This window comes from Pseudomonas sp. B21128 (assembly GCF_044218865.1).
GTDB classification, from domain to species: domain Bacteria; phylum Pseudomonadota; class Gammaproteobacteria; order Pseudomonadales; family Pseudomonadaceae; genus Aquipseudomonas; species Aquipseudomonas iridis.
This window is the reverse complement of the sequence record NZ_CP162590.1, coordinates 2940244-2955959: the sequence shown is the minus strand read 5'-3', so window position 1 is coordinate 2955959 and position 15716 is coordinate 2940244. Positions and strand designations below refer to the sequence as shown.

The following is a 15716-nucleotide window of genomic DNA, read 5'->3' as shown; positions in this document are numbered from 1 at the left end:
TTGATTAAAAATTTCAGTGCACAAGTGTACATTCATGTCCTTGGTGCTGTGACTTTCACCACAACGCAATAGTCTATGAGTAGGCTGCCGGTTCGAGGCATGAATGCTTCGAACGGTCGGGAAGATTTGCCCCACCTGCCGCATGGGATTATTGAGGAGCTCGCATGACCAAACAAAACGCCTTTACTCGGGAAGACCTGCTGCGCTGCAGTCGCGGTGAGCTGTTCGGCCCAGGTAACGCGCAACTGCCCGCCCCGAACATGCTGATGGTGGATCGCATCACCCATATCAGCGAAGAAGGCGGCAAGTACGGCAAAGGTGAATTGGTCGCCGAGCTGGATATCACCCCTGACCTGTGGTTCTTCGCTTGCCACTTCGAGGGCGATCCGGTGATGCCGGGCTGCCTGGGCCTGGATGCCATGTGGCAACTGGTTGGTTTCTTCCTGGGCTGGCAAGGTCTGCCGGGCCGCGGCCGCGCGCTGGGTTCGGGCGAAGTGAAATTCTTCGGCCAGGTTCTGCCGACCGCCAAGAAAGTCACCTATAACATTCAAATCAAGCGCGTCCTCAAGGGCAAGCTGAACCTGGCTATCGCTGACGGTTCGGTCTCTGTGGACGGTCGCGAAATCTACACCGCCGAAGGCCTTCGGGTCGGCGTGTTTACCTCCACTGAAAACTTCTAAGGGTTATCCGCATGCGCCGCGTCGTTATCACTGGTCTGGGTATCGTTTCTTGCCTGGGCAATGACAAAGAGACCGTCTCCGCTAACCTGCGTGCAAGCCGCCCTGGCATCCGGTTCAACCCGGAATATGCCGAAATGGGTCTGCGTAGCCAGGTTTCCGGCTCCATTGACCTTCCCCTCGAAGAGCTGATCGATCGCAAGATCTTTCGCTTCGTCGGCCACGCCGCGGCTTACGCCTACCTGGCGATGAAAGACGCGATCACTGACTCCGGCCTGACCGAAGAGCAAGTGTCCAACCCGCGTACCGGCCTGATCGCCGGCTCCGGCGGTGCTTCCACGCTGAACCAGATGGAAGCGCTGGACATCCTGCGCGAGAAAGGCGTGAAGCGCGTCGGCCCATACCGTGTAACGCGGACCATGAGCAGCACCGTTTCCGCTTGCCTGGCCACGCCATTCAAGATCAAGGGCCTGAACTACTCCATCGCATCTGCCTGCGCCACCAGTGCTCACTGCATCGGTACCGCCATGGAACAGATCCAGATGGGCAAGCAGGACATCGTCTTCGCCGGTGGCGGTGAAGAAGAGCATTGGAGCCAGTCGTTCCTCTTCGACGCGATGGGCGCTTTGTCCAGCAAGCGTAACGACACCCCGGAACAGGCCTCCCGTGCCTACGACGCCGACCGTGACGGTTTTGTCATCGCCGGTGGTGGCGGCATGGTCGTGGTTGAAGAGCTGGAACACGCTCTGGCCCGTGGCGCGAAGATCTACGCGGAAATCGTTGGCTACGGCGCGACGTCCGATGGCTACGACATGGTTGCCCCAAGTGGCGAAGGCGCGATCCGCTGCATGCAGATGGCGATGTCCACCGTTGATACCCCGATCGACTACCTGAACACCCACGGCACTTCGACTCCGGTCGGCGACGTCGCGGAAATGAAAGGTGTGCGTGAAGTGTTCGGCGACAAGGCTCCAGCGATCAGCTCGACCAAGAGCCTGTCCGGTCACTCCCTGGGCGCTGCGGGCGTTCACGAAGCGATCTACTGCATGCTGATGATGGAAGGCAACTTCATTGCCGGTTCCGCCAACATCGACGAGCTGGACCCGGAAGTGGCTGACATGCCGATTCTGACCAAGACTCGCGAAAACGCCACCATCAACACCGTGATGAGCAACAGCTTCGGCTTCGGCGGCACCAACGCCACGCTGGTGATGAAGCGCTGGGAAGGCAAGTAATTCCCAAGGCTTGAGCCACACCTGAAAAACGCCCCGACTGGTTTGGGGCGTTTTTTTTCGTTTGAAGAAAATAACCGGGACACCGCTGATCCCTGTGGGAGCTGGCTTGCCAGCGATAGCGGAGTGTCAGGTAACGAAGATCTTTGCTGTGCCGACGTCATCGCTGGCAAGCCAGCTCCCACAGGGTTCTATGCATGCCCTGAAAATGAAACTTCTGTCATGAAACTTATCGCCCTGCGACCGAATGTCGCGGATTCAGCGGCCTGCAGCACTGTTGTAAAAAACGCAACAACACCTTGCGCGAATAAGCCGTTTACTTAGCTGCCTAACAAATTCTATAAAAGAGTCCTGCACACGCCTTGCTGCAGATAACTTGAGATTTGGAGCTAGCAGATGACTGTAAAAGTAACTGAACGCGACGATTCACACATGTCCCATGAAGGCGTAGCCGCCGGTATTCGGATCTGGGATGTGCATCAACAAGACTTGCTGGTCGGGATGTTCCACAACGAGATTGACGCCCACAACTACAAGGCCGAACTGGAAGTGCAAGAGCAGCAACGGGATTTACGATCCGCCTGAATCAACCACAGCATTGAAAACGACAAACCCCGCGATCAGCGGGGTTTGTCGTTGTTACAGCTTGGCGATTTACCACATCAGATCGTCTGGGATCTGATAGGCCGCGTACGGATCGTCCTCGGCGTTGACCTCTTCGGTCTGCACGTTGAGTTGCACGATGCGCTGTGGGTCGCGCTCCTGGATCTTCAGGGCCGCTTCACGCGGGATCACTTCATAGCCGCCGGCATGATGCACGATCGCCAGCGAACCGCTGCTGAGCTTGTTGCGCATCAGCGTGTTGACTGAGAGGCGCTTGACCTTCTTGTCGTCAACGAAGTTGTAGTAGTCCTCGGTGGTCAGCTTCGGCAGACGCGAGACTTCGATCAATTGCTTGACCTGCGCGGCGCGCTCCTTGGCTTCGGCCTTCTCTTTCTGCTGACGGTTCAGCTCCTGGTCGCGCTTGACCTTTTCGGCCATGGCTTCCTGGGCGGCGCGCTGCTGCGAGTCGTCCAGCTCGATCTGACCTTTATGGGCCAGACGCTGCTGCTTCTGCTTGTCCTTGCTGACCTGCTTGGCCTGCTTTTGGTTGACCAGGCCTGCTTTGAGCAACTGATCGCGAAGGGAAATACTCATGGTGCTTACTCACTTGGGCAGTTGCTCAGCCACAGCTGGGCAAATTCTTTTCCTGACGTTTGGCTTCACCCCACAGGGCGTCCAACTCTTCGAGGGTGCAATCTTCTATGGGACGGTGGGTGTCGCGCAATGCCTGTTCGATAAAACGGAAACGTCTTTCAAACTTGCCGTTGGCGCCACGCAGTGCAGTTTCCGGGTCAACCTTCAGATGCCGGGCCAGATTGACCACGGAAAACAGCAGATCACCGATCTCGTCAGCCACCGCGGCGGGATCGTTTTCGGACATCGCCTCAAGCACTTCATCGAGCTCTTCACGCACTTTGTCGAACACCGGCAACGCGTCCGGCCAGTCGAACCCCACCTGCCCCGCACGCTTCTGCAGCTTGGCTGAGCGCGACAATGCCGGCAACGCGGCCGGTACGTCATCAAGCAGTGACAGTTGCTGCGGCGCGGCGGATTTCTCGGCACGCTCTTGGGCCTTGATTTCCTCCCAGCGCTGCTTGACCTGCGCTTCATTCAAACGCGGCACGTCCAGCGGCGCGTACAGGTCGCCGGTGGGGAAAACGTGGGGATGACGGCGGATCAGCTTGCGGGTGATGCTGTCGATCACACCGGCAAACTCAAAGCGCCCTTCTTCGCGCGCCAACTGGCTGTAATAGACGACCTGGAACAACAGGTCGCCGAGCTCGCCCTGCAAATGATCGAAATCGCCACGCTCGATGGCGTCGGCCACTTCGTACGCTTCTTCAAGGGTGTGCGGGACGATGGTTGCGTAGGTTTGCTTGATGTCCCACGGGCAGCCGAACTGCGGATCACGCAGCCGGCTCATGAGATGGAGCAGGTCTTCAAGGCTGTACATCATTTCACTCATTGCATAGATCCCTGTGGGAGCGAGCTTGCTCGCGAAGAGGGTGTGTCAGTCGGCACTAAACTGACTGCCCCACCGCTTTCGCGAGCAAGCTCGCTCCCACATGGGTTCAGCGTTCAACATTCGAAAACACCAACATTCACGGGGTGCGATTACGCCGCGTCTCGATGATGTTCGGCAACTGCGAAATCCGTCCCAGCAACCGCCCCAGTGCATCCAGACCCGGGATCTCGATGGTCAGGGACATCAGCGCAGTGTTGTCTTCCTTGTTCGAGCGGGTGTTGACCGCCAGCACGTTGATCCGCTCGTTAAGCAGCACCTGCGAGACGTCACGCAACAGGCCCGAACGGTCGTAGGCGCGGATAACGATGTCCACCGGATACGTGAGCACCGGCACCGGCCCCCAGCTGACCTGAATGATCCGCTCTGGCTCGCGTCCGCCCAGTTGCAGCACCGAGGCGCAGTCCTGGCGGTGAATACTCACGCCACGGCCCTGGGTGATGTAACCGACGATCGCATCGCCCGGCAAGGGCTGGCAGCAGCCGGCCATCTGCGTCATCAGGTTACCAACGCCCTGAATCTGAATATCGCCGCGCTTGCCCGGCTTGTAGCCGGTCGCTTTGCGCGGGATCAGTTCCAGCTGTTCGTTGCCGCGTTCCGGCTCGACCAGTTGCTGCGCCAGGTTGACCAGTTGCGCCAGGCGCAGGTCACCGGCCCCGAGAGCGGCGAACATGTCTTCAGCGGTTTTCATGTTGGCCTTCTCGGCCAACTTGTCGAAATCCACCGCCGGCAAGCCGAGGCGCGTGAGCTCGCGTTCGATCAGGGTTTTACCGGCGGCGACGTTCTGGTCACGAGCCTGCAACTTGAACCAGTGAACAATCTTCGCCCGCGCCCGCGACGTGGTGACGTAACCGAGATTCGAGTTCAGCCAGTCTCGGCTGGGAGTGCCGTGTTTGCTGGTGATGATCTCGACTTGCTCGCCGGTCTGCAGGCTGTAGTTGAGCGGCACGATGCGCCCGTTGATCTTGGCGCCACGGCAGTTGTGACCGATTTCGGTGTGTACGCGATAAGCGAAGTCCAGCGGTGTTGCGCCTTTCGGCAAGTCGATGGCATGACCGTCGGGCGTGAAGATGTAGACCCGATCCGGCTCGATATCAACGCGCAGCTGTTCGGCCAGACCACCGATATCACCCAGCTCTTCATGCCACTCGAGTACCTGACGCAGCCAGGAAATTTTCTCTTCGTAGTGATTGGAGCCGGATTTGACGTCGGTGCCCTTGTAACGCCAGTGCGCGCAAACCCCGAGCTCGGCTTCTTCGTGCATCGAATGCGTACGAATCTGCACTTCCAGCACCTTGCCTTCCGGACCGATCACGGCCGTGTGCAACGAGCGGTAGCCGTTCTCTTTCGGGTTGGCGATGTAGTCGTCGAATTCTTTCGGGATGTGCCGCCACAGCGTGTGGACGATACCCAGCGCGGTATAGCAATCGCGCATTTCCGGGACCAGCACGCGCACCGCACGCACGTCGTAGATCTGGCTGAATTCCAGACCCTTGCGCTGCATTTTGCGCCAGATCGAATAGATGTGTTTGGCTCGACCGCTGATGTCGGCGTCGACGCCGGTGGCCTGCAGTTCATCCTTGAGCTGGGTCATCACGTCGGCGATGAAACGCTCGCGATCAAGCCGTCGCTCATGGAGCAACTTGGCGATCTGCTTGTATTGATCAGGCTCCAGATAACGGAAGGACAAGTCCTCCAGTTCCCATTTGATATGACCGATGCCGAGCCGGTGCGCGAGCGGCGCATAGATGTCGAAGACTTCCCGGGCGACACGGTTACGCTTCTCGTCGTCGGCGGTTTTCACTGCACGAATGGCGCAGGTGCGTTCCGCCAGTTTGATCAGGGCAACCCGCACGTCGTCGACCATGGCGACGAGCATTTTGCGCAGGTTTTCCACCTGCCCTTGCGTGCCCATGACCATGGACTGGCGCGGGCTGAGACTGGCACTGATCGCGGCCATGCGCTGCACGCCGTCGATCAGTTTGGCCACCACGGGACCAAAGCGCTGGCTGACCGCCGCGAATTCGATCTGGCCTTCGCGCACACCGCGGTACAGAACCGCCGCGACCAGTGAATCCTGATCGAGCTTGAGGTCGGCGAGAATCTCGGCGATCTCAAGGCCGGTTCTGAAACTCCCGGAGCCCTCGGCCCACAGATTTTTCGCAGCATTGGACTGTTGTTCGGCCTCGCGAGCAAACTCGCAGGCTTCTTTCAAGGCTTCGCGATCCAGTGCCAGATCGACACTGACCGCGTGATCGAGCCAAGCCTCGAGATTGATACTGCCGTCAGTGTTGATCGGCTGGTGTGCTCTCACCTGTACCATCTTGCTTTACCTTCCCTACGACGCAGATTCAATGCGTCAAATCGCTGACCTTTGTTGCCCGTTTGCACTCGTGGGGCTAAAGCGAGCGCTGTACGGACGGACCAGACGGATCAGACGAGCCATCCTGGCTCGCTTCAAATAACGCCATGGCCTCGACATGTGCCGTCTGAGGAAACATATCGAGAATCCCGGCACGTTTTAACCGGTAGCCCTGCTTGATCAATTCGACCGTGTCGCGCGCCAGCGTTGCAGGGTTGCACGACACATACACCAACCGCTTCGCACCCAGGGTCGCGAGCTTGCGCACCACCTCGAAAGCACCGTCACGCGGTGGGTCCAAGAGTACCGCAGAAAAGCCATCTCCGATCCACTGAGCATGGCTCAAAGGCTGGGATAAATCGGCTTGAAAAAACTTTGTGTTATGCAAATTGTTACTGGCGGCGTTCGCAGCGGCACGCTCGACCATGGTCTGCACACCCTCCACCGCCACCACTTCGCGCACCGTTCTGGCCAGTGGCAAAGCAAAGTTGCCGAGCCCGCAAAACAGGTCCAGCACGCGCTCTTCGCTGGTCGGCTTCAGCCAGTCCAGTGCCTGCGCAACCATCGCTTCGTTGACGCCCGCGTTGACCTGTATGAAATCCCCCGGCCGGTAAGCCAGATCCAGATCCCACTGCTCCAGGCGATAACTGAGCGACTGTGTGACATCGACCGGTTGCGGCTCGCCTTCGCCGTGCAACCACAACTGCGCTTCATGAAACTGGCAGAAGTCCTTGAGGATCGTCAGATCTGCTTCGGACAACGGCGCCATGTGCCGCAGCAACACGGCCAGCGACGAGCCAGCGAACAATTCGACATGGCCCAACGCTTGCGGCTTGCTCAAACGACGGAGCATCTCAGGCAAACGGGTCATGATCGGCTGCAAGGGCTGTACCAGCACCGGACATTCGTTAATGCCGACGATGTCCTGACTGCCGGCGGCACGGAAACCCACTTCGAGTTTCTTCGCTTTCATGTCCCAGCGCACAGCAACGCGGGCACGACGGCGATAGCCGAACTCGGGACCGGTCAGCGGCGCTGCCCACTCTTGCGGTTCGACACCGGCAACCTTGGATAATTGCTCGGCGAGCATGCGCTGTTTCAGGGCGAGCTGTTCACTGTGGGGCAAGTGCTGAACGCTGCAACCACCGCAGCGACCGGCGTGCTGACACGGCGTCGGGCGGCGCAGTTCGCTGGCCTTGAACACGCGTTCGGTGCGCGCCTCGACCACTTTGCCGTGGGCGCCGAGCACTCGCGCTTCGACCTCTTCACCGGCAAGCGCGCCGAGCACGAACCAGGTCCGGCCTTCGAAAAACGCGATACCGCGCCCGTCATTCGCCAGACGCTCGATGTTCAAGCGCTGCTTCTTGCCAGTCGGGATTTGCGGGGCCTTGCTGCCGCCGGTGGGCTGGAAGCGCAGACCTCTCTCTTGCTTGGCCATCAGTTGGGCGCGTCGAAAATGCCGGTCGACAAGTATCGGTCGCCACGGTCGCAGATGATCGCGACGATCACCGCGTTTTCAACTTCCTGGGACAGACGCAGCATCGCTGCTACCGCACCGCCTGAGGACACGCCGCAGAAGATGCCTTCTTCGCGGGCCAGACGACGGGTGACGTCCTCGGCTTCGCTTTGCGCCATGTCGACAATGCGATCAACGCGATCAGCCTGATAGATCTTCGGCAGGTATTCCTGCGGCCAGCGGCGAATACCGGGAATGGCCGAGCCTTCCATCGGTTGCAGACCAACGATCTGCACCTTGTCGCTCTGCTCTTTCAAGTAGCGCGAGACGCCCATGATGGTGCCGGTGGTCCCCATCGAACTGACGAAGTGAGTGATGGTGCCCTCGGTCTGACGCCAGATCTCCGGGCCGGTGCTGGTGTAATGCGCTTCAGGATTGTCGCCATTGGCGAACTGATCCAGCACCTTGCCACGACCTTCGGCCTCCATGCGTTGGGCAAGATCGCGAGCGCCTTCCATGCCCTCTTCCTGACTGACCAGAATCAGCTCGGCACCATAAGCGGTCATCGCCGCTTTGCGCTCGGCGCTGGAGTTGTCCGGCATGATCAGGATCATCTTGTAACCCTTGATCGCGGCGGCCATCGCCAACGCAATCCCGGTATTGCCCGAGGTTGCTTCGATCAGCGTGTCGCCGGCGTGGATCTGCCCGCGCAACTCGGCACGGGTGATCATCGACAGTGCCGGACGGTCCTTGACCGAACCCGCCGGGTTATTCCCTTCGAGCTTGAGCAATAAGGTGTTGCTGGTGACACCGGGCAGGCGCTGCAAACGCACCAGCGGAGTGTTGCCGACGCAATCGGCGATGGTTGGGTACTGCAGGGTCATGGCGTATTCGCAATCCAGACGTGCGGGGGCGCCTATCATACCGGCAAACCCGCGAAGGCCATATCACGCAAAGTGCGGTGCTTATGGTTTATGGGAATAAGCAGCAATTGACTCGCCAATGGTGAGCCATTTCAGATTCAGTAAGGGTGCAAAAGGCCTCATCGCTGGCAAGCCAGCGCCCACAGGATTTTGGTGCCGCTATATACGTGTGTTCCTACAGGGCCTGGGGGTGGGTGAAGGTCGGATGAGCGACGCTGACACCTGTGGGCGCTGGCTTGCCAGCGATGGCGTCTGGGCTGGCAACACCATCATCCGCCACCAACCGCAAATTCACCCGCAACCCCGCCCCGCTATTCTGCGCCCAAAGCGTTCCGCCCTGGCGCTGCACCGCATTCCTGGCGATGCTCAACCCCAGACCAAACCCGCCATCCCCCGGGCGCGAACCGTCGAGTCGGGTGAATGGATCAAAAATCCGCTGCAGATCCGCTTCAGCCACGCCGCCGCCCTGATCTTCCAGCCACAGATGCCAGTATTCCCCGTCCCGCCGTCCTTCCAGCCGCACAATCCCGCCTTCAGGCGAATGACGAATGGCGTTGCGCAGAATGTTCTCCAGCGCCTGAGCCAAGGTGTTGAGATTGCCGCGCACCCAGCACGAGGCCTGCACCGAGCACTGCAACTGTAGGCTCGGCCAGCCGCTTTCATAACAGGCGTTGTCGGTAAGCATCTCCCACAGCGCCTGGATCTGGATCGCTTCGTCCGGCAAGGGTGAACGTTCGGTGTCGAGCCACGCCAGTTGCAGCGTGTCTTCGACCAGTCGCTGCATGCCGTCGACTTCACGACCGATGCGTTCGCGCAATTGCACCAGGCCCTGTTCGCTTTCGCTCGCTACACGCAATCGGCTCAGCGGCGTGCGCAGTTCATGGGACAGGTCTCGCAGCAGTTGCTGTTGCAGGGCGACAGTGGACTGCAGACGTTCGGACATCGAGTCGAACGCCCGGGCCAGCTCACCGAGTTCGTCCGGGCGCTGGGTGATGCCGCTCGACAGCCGCGCATTCAATTGATCGGCACGCCAGGCATTGGCTTGTTCGCGCAGATTGTTCAGCGGCACCACCAGCAGGCGATACAGCCCTACGCACAGCAGCAGGGTGAACAGCCCCGGAATCACTCCGTTGGTGATCACCCGCCAAAACAGTCGATATTTGCCCGGCAGGAAACGCTCGGGTAACTCGATCACCAGACTGCCGGCGGAAGGATCCATGGGAAACGGTACACGCAGCCCTGGCCGGCCCTTTTTATGAATCGGCCAATCGAGCCCGCGCAGAAAAGTCAGGCGCTGGATTTCCTGCTCGTTCAGCGGATCATTGCCCAGCGACTGCAAATTGCTGTCAATCACGCCGACCCAGCCAGCCTCGCGCAATTCCATGCTCTGCAGCCAACTATCGACGCCATCACGCCGACCTTGCTGCCACGCCCGCTCGGCCTCACCGGAATAACGCGCCAAGGTGCCGCGAGCCTCGTCGGAGAGGTACTGATTACGCTCCTCCATATAACGGCCCCACGACCAACTCAGCCAGATCATCAGCAGACAGAACGCGACCAGCAAACAGGCCAGTTTCCAGAACAGCGAATGACGCCCCGGCAGCTCAGACACTTTCATCGGCACCACTGAGCACGTAGCCCTTGCCCCACACGGTGCGTACTTCGCGCTCGGTGTAGCCGATGGCTTTGAGTTTGCGGCGGATCTGGCTGATGTGCATGTCGAGGCTGCGATCGTGCGCGGCGTAGCCGCGTTGCAGAACGTGCTGATAGAGGAAGGCCTTGCTCAGGACCTCCTCGTCGTTGCGATTGAGGGTTTCCAGCAAACGGAATTCGCTTCGGGTCAGGCCGGCGGGTTGCTCACGCAAGTACACGTCGCACTGTTCATCGTCGAAGCGCAGCGTGCCGGTCGCCACCGGCGCCGAGCGCCCTGGAGGACGCCGATCAAGGGCGACCCGGCGCAGGATCGCTTCGATGCGTACATGCAGTTCGGCCATGCTGAACGGCTTGGGCAGGTAATCGTCGGCGCCCAGCCGAAAGCCACTGATGCGATCGGCTTCGGCACCCAGCGCCGACATCAGCAACACTGGCGTCGAATGGCTCTGGCGCAGTTGGGTGAGCACGTTCAGACCGTCCAGCCCCGGCAAAAGGATGTCCATCAACACCACGTCGAATGGCTGGCGTTGGGCGATGTTCAGGCCTTCCTGGCCGTTCTGGCACCAGGTCACCTGAAACCCGCTGCGCCCTAGATGTTCATGAACATAGGCACCGAGGACCGGATCGTCCTCGATGGAAAGAATGCGTGGCTGGCCAACGGGAACAGGAGTCATGAGTATCTGCAAGTAATTCTCAGTTAGGCGCGATTATTCAAGATTGGCGGACACCGGGCAACCCAAGGTTGCACTGTCGGACGAACGCGCCTTGCCAGGCCGAACGACAACGCCCGTATTTTTCCGGAGATTGCCCGCGAGCAAATCGCTACACTGCGCCCATGTCGCGTGCCGGATGCACGCATGAGTCAACAGATCAGCGGGATGCAGGAGATAGGCGTGCTCAAGAAACTGGGAATCAAAGGTCGCGTGTTGTTGCTGACCTTGTTGCCGACCAGCCTGATGGCGCTGGTGCTGGGTGGTTATTTCACCTGGACGCAGCAGTCCGACCTGCAAACCCAATTGCTCCAGCATGGCGAAATGATCGCCGAGCAACTGGCACCATTGGTAGCGCCGGCAATGGGCCACGGCAATGGCGAACTGCTCGAACGCATTGCCACTCAGTCCCTCGAACAACCGGACGTGCGCGCGGTGACCTTTCTCGCGCCGGATCGCTCGCCACTGGCCCACGCTGGCCCGACCATGCTCAATCAGGCGCCGAGCGGCGACAGCGCGCATTTGCAACGACGCAGCGGCAATGACGCGACCCGTTACCTGATGCCGGTCTTCGGCAAGCACCGCAACCTCGCCGGCGAACTGATCCCGGAAGAATCCGACCGCCTGCTCGGCTGGGTTGAACTCGAGCTGTCGCACAACGGCATGTTGCTGCGCGGGTATCGCAGCCTGTTTGCCAGCCTGTTGTTGATCGCCGCAGGCCTCGCCGGTGCGGCGCTGCTCGCGTTGCGCATGGGCCGCACCATCAATCGGCCGCTGAGCCAGATCAAACAGGCCGTCGCGCAACTCAAGGACGGTCACCTGGAAACCCGTCTGCCACCGCTCGGCAGTCAGGAACTGGACGAACTGGCGTCGGGCATCAACCGCATGGCCGGGACCCTGCAAAACGCCCAGGAAGAATTGCAGCACAGCGTCGATCAAGCCACTGAGGACGTGCGCCAGAACCTCGAAACCATCGAGATTCAGAACATCGAACTCGATCTGGCGCGTAAAGAGGCTCTGGAGGCAAGCCGGATCAAATCCGAATTCCTCGCCAACATGAGCCACGAAATCCGCACGCCGCTCAACGGCATTCTCGGCTTCACCCACCTGTTGCAAAAAAGCGAACTGACCCCGCGCCAGCTCGACTATTTGGGCACCATCGAAAAGTCCGCCGACAGCCTGCTCGGGATCATCAACGAGATTCTCGACTTCTCGAAAATCGAGGCCGGCAAACTGGTGCTTGACCACATTCCGTTCAACCTGCGCGACTTGTTGCAAGACACCCTGACGATTCTCGCCCCCGCTGCTCACGCCAAGCAGCTGGAACTGGTCAGTCTGGTGTACCGCGACACCCCGCTGTCGCTGGTCGGTGATCCGCTGCGCCTGAAGCAGATCCTTACCAATCTGGTCAGCAACGCCATCAAGTTCACCCGCGAGGGCACCATCGTTGCCCGTGCAATGCTGGAAGAAGAGCACGATGACAGCGTGCAACTGCGCATCAGCATCCAGGACACCGGCATCGGCCTGTCGAATCAGGACGTGCGCGCGTTGTTCCAGGCTTTCAGCCAGGCGGACAATTCGCTGTCGCGCCAGCCCGGCGGTACCGGGCTGGGCCTGGTGATCTCCAAACGCCTGATCGAACAGATGGGCGGCGAGATCGGCGTCGACAGCACGCCGGGCGAAGGTTCGGAATTCTGGATCAGCCTGAGCCTGCCCAAGGCCCGCGACGACGCCGAAGACTTGCCCTCGGCGCCGCTGCTCGGTCGCCGGGTCGCCGTGCTGGAAAACCATGAACTGGCACGTCAGGCCTTGCAGCATCAACTGGAAGACTGCGGGCTTATCGTCACCCCGTTCAATACGCTGGAAAGCCTGACCAATGGCGTTACCGGCGCACACCAGACCGATCAGGCGATTGATCTGGCGGTGATCGGCATCACCAGTAACGACATGCTGCCCGAACGCCTGAACCAGCATATCTGGGACCTCGAACACCTCGGCTGCAAAGTGCTGGTGCTGTGCCCGACCACCGAGCAGACGCTGTTCCATCTGTCGGTGCCCAACCCGCACAGCCAGCTGCAGGCCAAACCGGCCTGCACGCGCAAACTGCGCCGCGCCTTGTCGGACCTGGCCAACCCGCGCCAGCCGCGTAACGAACCCGGCGAACCGCTGTCGAGTCGCGCGCCGAAAGTGCTCTGTGTCGACGACAACCCGGCCAACCTGCTGCTGGTGCAGACCTTGCTCGAAGACATGGGCGCCAAGGTATTGGCCGTGGAAAGCGGTTATGCCGCGGTCAAGGCGGTGCAGACCGAATCGTTCGATCTGGTGCTGATGGACGTGCAAATGCCGGGCATGGATGGTCGCCAGAGCACCGAAACCATCCGCCAGTGGGAAAGCGAGCGGCATTGCACGCCGCTGCCGATCGTCGCCCTCACCGCCCACGCCATGGCCAACGAAAAACGTGCGTTGCTGCAAAGCGGCATGGATGACTACCTGACGAAACCGATCAGCGAGCGGCAACTGGCGCAAGTGGTGCTGAAATGGACCGGTCTGGCACTGCGCAATCAGGCACCGGAGCGAGTCAGCGAAGGTGCTGCGGGCAATCACGAACTGCCAGTGCTTGATCACGAGGAAGGTTTGCGTCTGGCTGCCGGTAAAGAAGATCTGGCGGCGGACATGCTGGCGATGCTGCTGGCTTCACTGGAGGCCGACCGCGAAGCCATCCGCAGCGCGCGCGACAACCACGATCAGAATGCACTGATTGAACGCGTGCATCGCCTGCATGGCGCCACGCGTTACTGCGGCGTACCGCAATTGCGCGCAGCCTGCCAGCGCAGTGAAACCCTGCTCAAACAGGAAGACCCGAAAGCAGCGACGGCGCTGGATGAGCTGGAACTTGCGATCAACCGACTGGCCGCGCAAGCGAAGATCAGCGCCTGATCCGGCGCAATGCCGGTCAACGCCGTCACGACTACAGTGGACTTGGGTGATGCAGCCCGGTGATGCTCCAGGAGGATTTCATGCGCACGATCATTTTCAGCAGCCAGACCTACGACCGCGAGAGTTTCCTCACTGCCGATTGCCCGGCAGAGATTGAACTGCATTTTCAACCGGCCCGGCTCAGTCTCGATACGGCGGCATTGGCCGACCGGCATGAGGTGGTCTGCGCCTTCATCAATGACGACCTCAGCGCTGCAGTGCTGGAACGTCTGGCGGCGGGCGGTACCCGGCTGATAGCCTTGCGTTCGGCCGGTTACAACCATGTCGATCTGCCCGCGGCCAAACGTCTGGGGCTGGCCGTCGTGCGGGTTCCGGCCTACTCGCCGCATGCCGTGGCCGAGCATGCCGTGGCGCTGATCCTTGCCCTCAACCGTCGCCTGCACCGCGCCTACAACCGCACCCGCGAAGGTGACTTCAGTCTGCATGGCCTGACCGGTTTCGATCTGGTCGGCAAGACTGTCGGCATCGTCGGCACCGGGCAGATCGGCGCTGCCTTCGCGAGAATCATGCACGGTTTCGGCTGTGAATTGTTGGCGTACGATCCGTATCCTAATCCCGATGTTCTGGCACTCGGCGCACGTTATCTGAGCCTGCCGGACTTGCTCGCGCAGTCGCGCATCATCAGCCTGCACTGCCCGTTGAACGAGCAGAGCAAACACCTGATCAATCGCGATTCATTGGCGCACATGCAAGCCGGCGCCATGCTGATCAACACCGGTCGCGGCGGACTGGTCGACACCCCGGCGCTGATTGACGCCCTCAAGGACGGTCAGCTGGGCTATCTGGGGCTGGATGTGTATGAAGAAGAAGCGCAGCTGTTTTTCGAGGATCGTTCCGACTTGCCGTTGCAGGACGATGTGCTGGCGCGTCTGCTGACCTTTCCTAACGTGATCATCACCGCGCACCAGGCGTTCCTGACGCACGAGGCGCTGGGCGCGATTGCCGCGACCACCCTGCACAACATCGCGACCTGGGCGGCGGGATCGCCGCAGAATCTGGTCGAAGGTTGATCGCTTGACCGCTTACTTCAGCGACGACGCCAGAATCAGCAACGCCAGCCAGCCAAAGCCGAACAACCGCTGTTTCGCCGAGTGGCCGCTGCGCAGCAGGAACCAGATGAAAATCCACGGAACCAGGAACACCATGATCTTCAGCCAGCCTTCCACCGGGCGGCTGCCGTCCTCATTGACCTGCGCCGCTTGCGCGGCCTGTTGTCGACGCCGACGCCCCGCCGCGGCCGGCATGATTTTCGGCAAACCCTGCGAAGCTTGCGGCAACACCGCGGCCTCAGGCACCGCGCTGTTACGCGGCAGACTGCCGAAAGAAATCGTCGAAGCCTGAGCCGATGCGCCTGCGGTCCGCGCCCGTGCGTGGGCCTGGTGCTCCGCCATCGGAGCCCCGCAATGAATGCACGCTTTGACTTCGGAACTGATGCTCCGCTTGCATTCATAACATTCGATCAGCGCCATGTTCCGTTCCTTCAGAGTCGAGGGCGGCAGTTTGCCATGTGCGCAGGTCGATTTGAACCTGATCGAAGGTCACACGCGTGCATCATTCTGCAATCCAGCCCGTGCTAGCATG

At 60.4% G+C, this 15716-nt stretch carries 13 protein-coding genes; 5 read left to right on the top strand and 8 right to left on the bottom strand.

Annotation, left to right across the window (positions count from 1 at the left end):
• The first annotated feature begins 164 nt into the window (after positions 1 to 164).
• The 3 genes from fabA (at position 165) to AB4P91_RS13110 (ending at position 2494) form a co-directional block, all read left to right on the top strand.
• Positions 165 to 680 carry a 3-hydroxyacyl-[acyl-carrier-protein] dehydratase FabA gene (fabA, locus tag AB4P91_RS13120; RefSeq protein WP_042560484.1) on the top strand — a complete coding sequence of 172 codons (516 nt, stop codon included), beginning with the start codon at positions 165 to 167 and terminating at the stop codon, positions 678 to 680.
• Between the two features lie 11 nt (positions 681 to 691).
• Complete coding sequence (gene fabB, locus AB4P91_RS13115; RefSeq protein WP_042560485.1) at positions 692 to 1912, top strand: beta-ketoacyl-ACP synthase I; 1221 nt, start codon at positions 692 to 694, stop codon at positions 1910 to 1912.
• 393 nt (positions 1913 to 2305) lie between these two features.
• Positions 2306 to 2494 (top strand): hypothetical protein, encoded by a 189-nt coding sequence (locus tag AB4P91_RS13110; RefSeq protein WP_008079144.1) that lies wholly within the window; start codon positions 2306 to 2308, stop codon positions 2492 to 2494.
• 69 nt (positions 2495 to 2563) lie between these two features.
• On the opposite strand, the gene AB4P91_RS13105 is transcribed toward AB4P91_RS13110, so the two are convergent.
• The 7 genes from AB4P91_RS13105 to AB4P91_RS13075 form a co-directional block, all read right to left on the bottom strand.
• Complete coding sequence (locus AB4P91_RS13105) at positions 2564 to 3106, bottom strand: DUF2058 domain-containing protein (RefSeq protein WP_210704328.1); 543 nt, start codon at positions 3104 to 3106, stop codon at positions 2564 to 2566.
• Positions 3107 to 3131: 25 nt separating this feature from the next.
• The gene (gene mazG, locus AB4P91_RS13100) at positions 3132 to 3965 is read right to left on the bottom strand and encodes a nucleoside triphosphate pyrophosphohydrolase (protein WP_150593235.1); all 834 of its coding nucleotides are present in this window, start codon (positions 3963 to 3965) and stop codon (positions 3132 to 3134) included.
• Between the two features lie 148 nt (positions 3966 to 4113).
• Positions 4114 to 6357 (bottom strand): GTP diphosphokinase, encoded by a 2244-nt coding sequence (gene relA, locus AB4P91_RS13095; protein WP_042560488.1) that lies wholly within the window; start codon positions 6355 to 6357, stop codon positions 4114 to 4116.
• 76 nt (positions 6358 to 6433) lie between these two features.
• Positions 6434 to 7834 (bottom strand): 23S rRNA (uracil(1939)-C(5))-methyltransferase RlmD, encoded by a 1401-nt coding sequence (gene rlmD / locus AB4P91_RS13090; protein WP_150598200.1) that lies wholly within the window; start codon positions 7832 to 7834, stop codon positions 6434 to 6436.
• Entirely contained in the window at positions 7834 to 8736 is a 903-nt protein-coding gene (cysM, locus tag AB4P91_RS13085; protein ID WP_042560490.1) for a cysteine synthase CysM, read from the bottom strand. The genes rlmD and cysM overlap by 1 nt, the downstream gene beginning before the upstream one ends.
• A gap of 214 nt (positions 8737 to 8950) precedes the next feature.
• The gene (locus AB4P91_RS13080; RefSeq protein ID WP_395604915.1) at positions 8951 to 10393 is read right to left on the bottom strand and encodes a histidine kinase sensor domain-containing protein; all 1443 of its coding nucleotides are present in this window, start codon (positions 10391 to 10393) and stop codon (positions 8951 to 8953) included.
• A complete protein-coding gene (locus AB4P91_RS13075; protein ID WP_150592994.1) occupies positions 10380 to 11102 on the bottom strand; it encodes a response regulator transcription factor in 723 nt (240 codons plus the stop codon). The genes AB4P91_RS13080 and AB4P91_RS13075 overlap by 14 nt, the downstream gene beginning before the upstream one ends.
• 219 nt (positions 11103 to 11321) lie before the next feature.
• Between AB4P91_RS13075 and AB4P91_RS13070 the strand changes: the two genes are divergently transcribed.
• Positions 11322 to 14075 carry a response regulator gene (locus tag AB4P91_RS13070; RefSeq protein WP_150593234.1) on the top strand — a complete coding sequence of 918 codons (2754 nt, stop codon included), beginning with the start codon at positions 11322 to 11324 and terminating at the stop codon, positions 14073 to 14075.
• An 80-nt stretch (positions 14076 to 14155) separates the two neighbouring features.
• The gene (locus AB4P91_RS13065) at positions 14156 to 15145 is read left to right on the top strand and encodes a 2-hydroxyacid dehydrogenase (RefSeq protein WP_395604914.1); all 990 of its coding nucleotides are present in this window, start codon (positions 14156 to 14158) and stop codon (positions 15143 to 15145) included.
• A gap of 12 nt (positions 15146 to 15157) precedes the next feature.
• Here the strand turns inward: AB4P91_RS13065 and AB4P91_RS13060 are convergent, their stop codons facing one another.
• Entirely contained in the window at positions 15158 to 15604 is a 447-nt protein-coding gene (locus AB4P91_RS13060) for a hypothetical protein (protein WP_395604913.1), read from the bottom strand.
• Positions 15605 to 15716 lie beyond the last annotated feature (112 nt).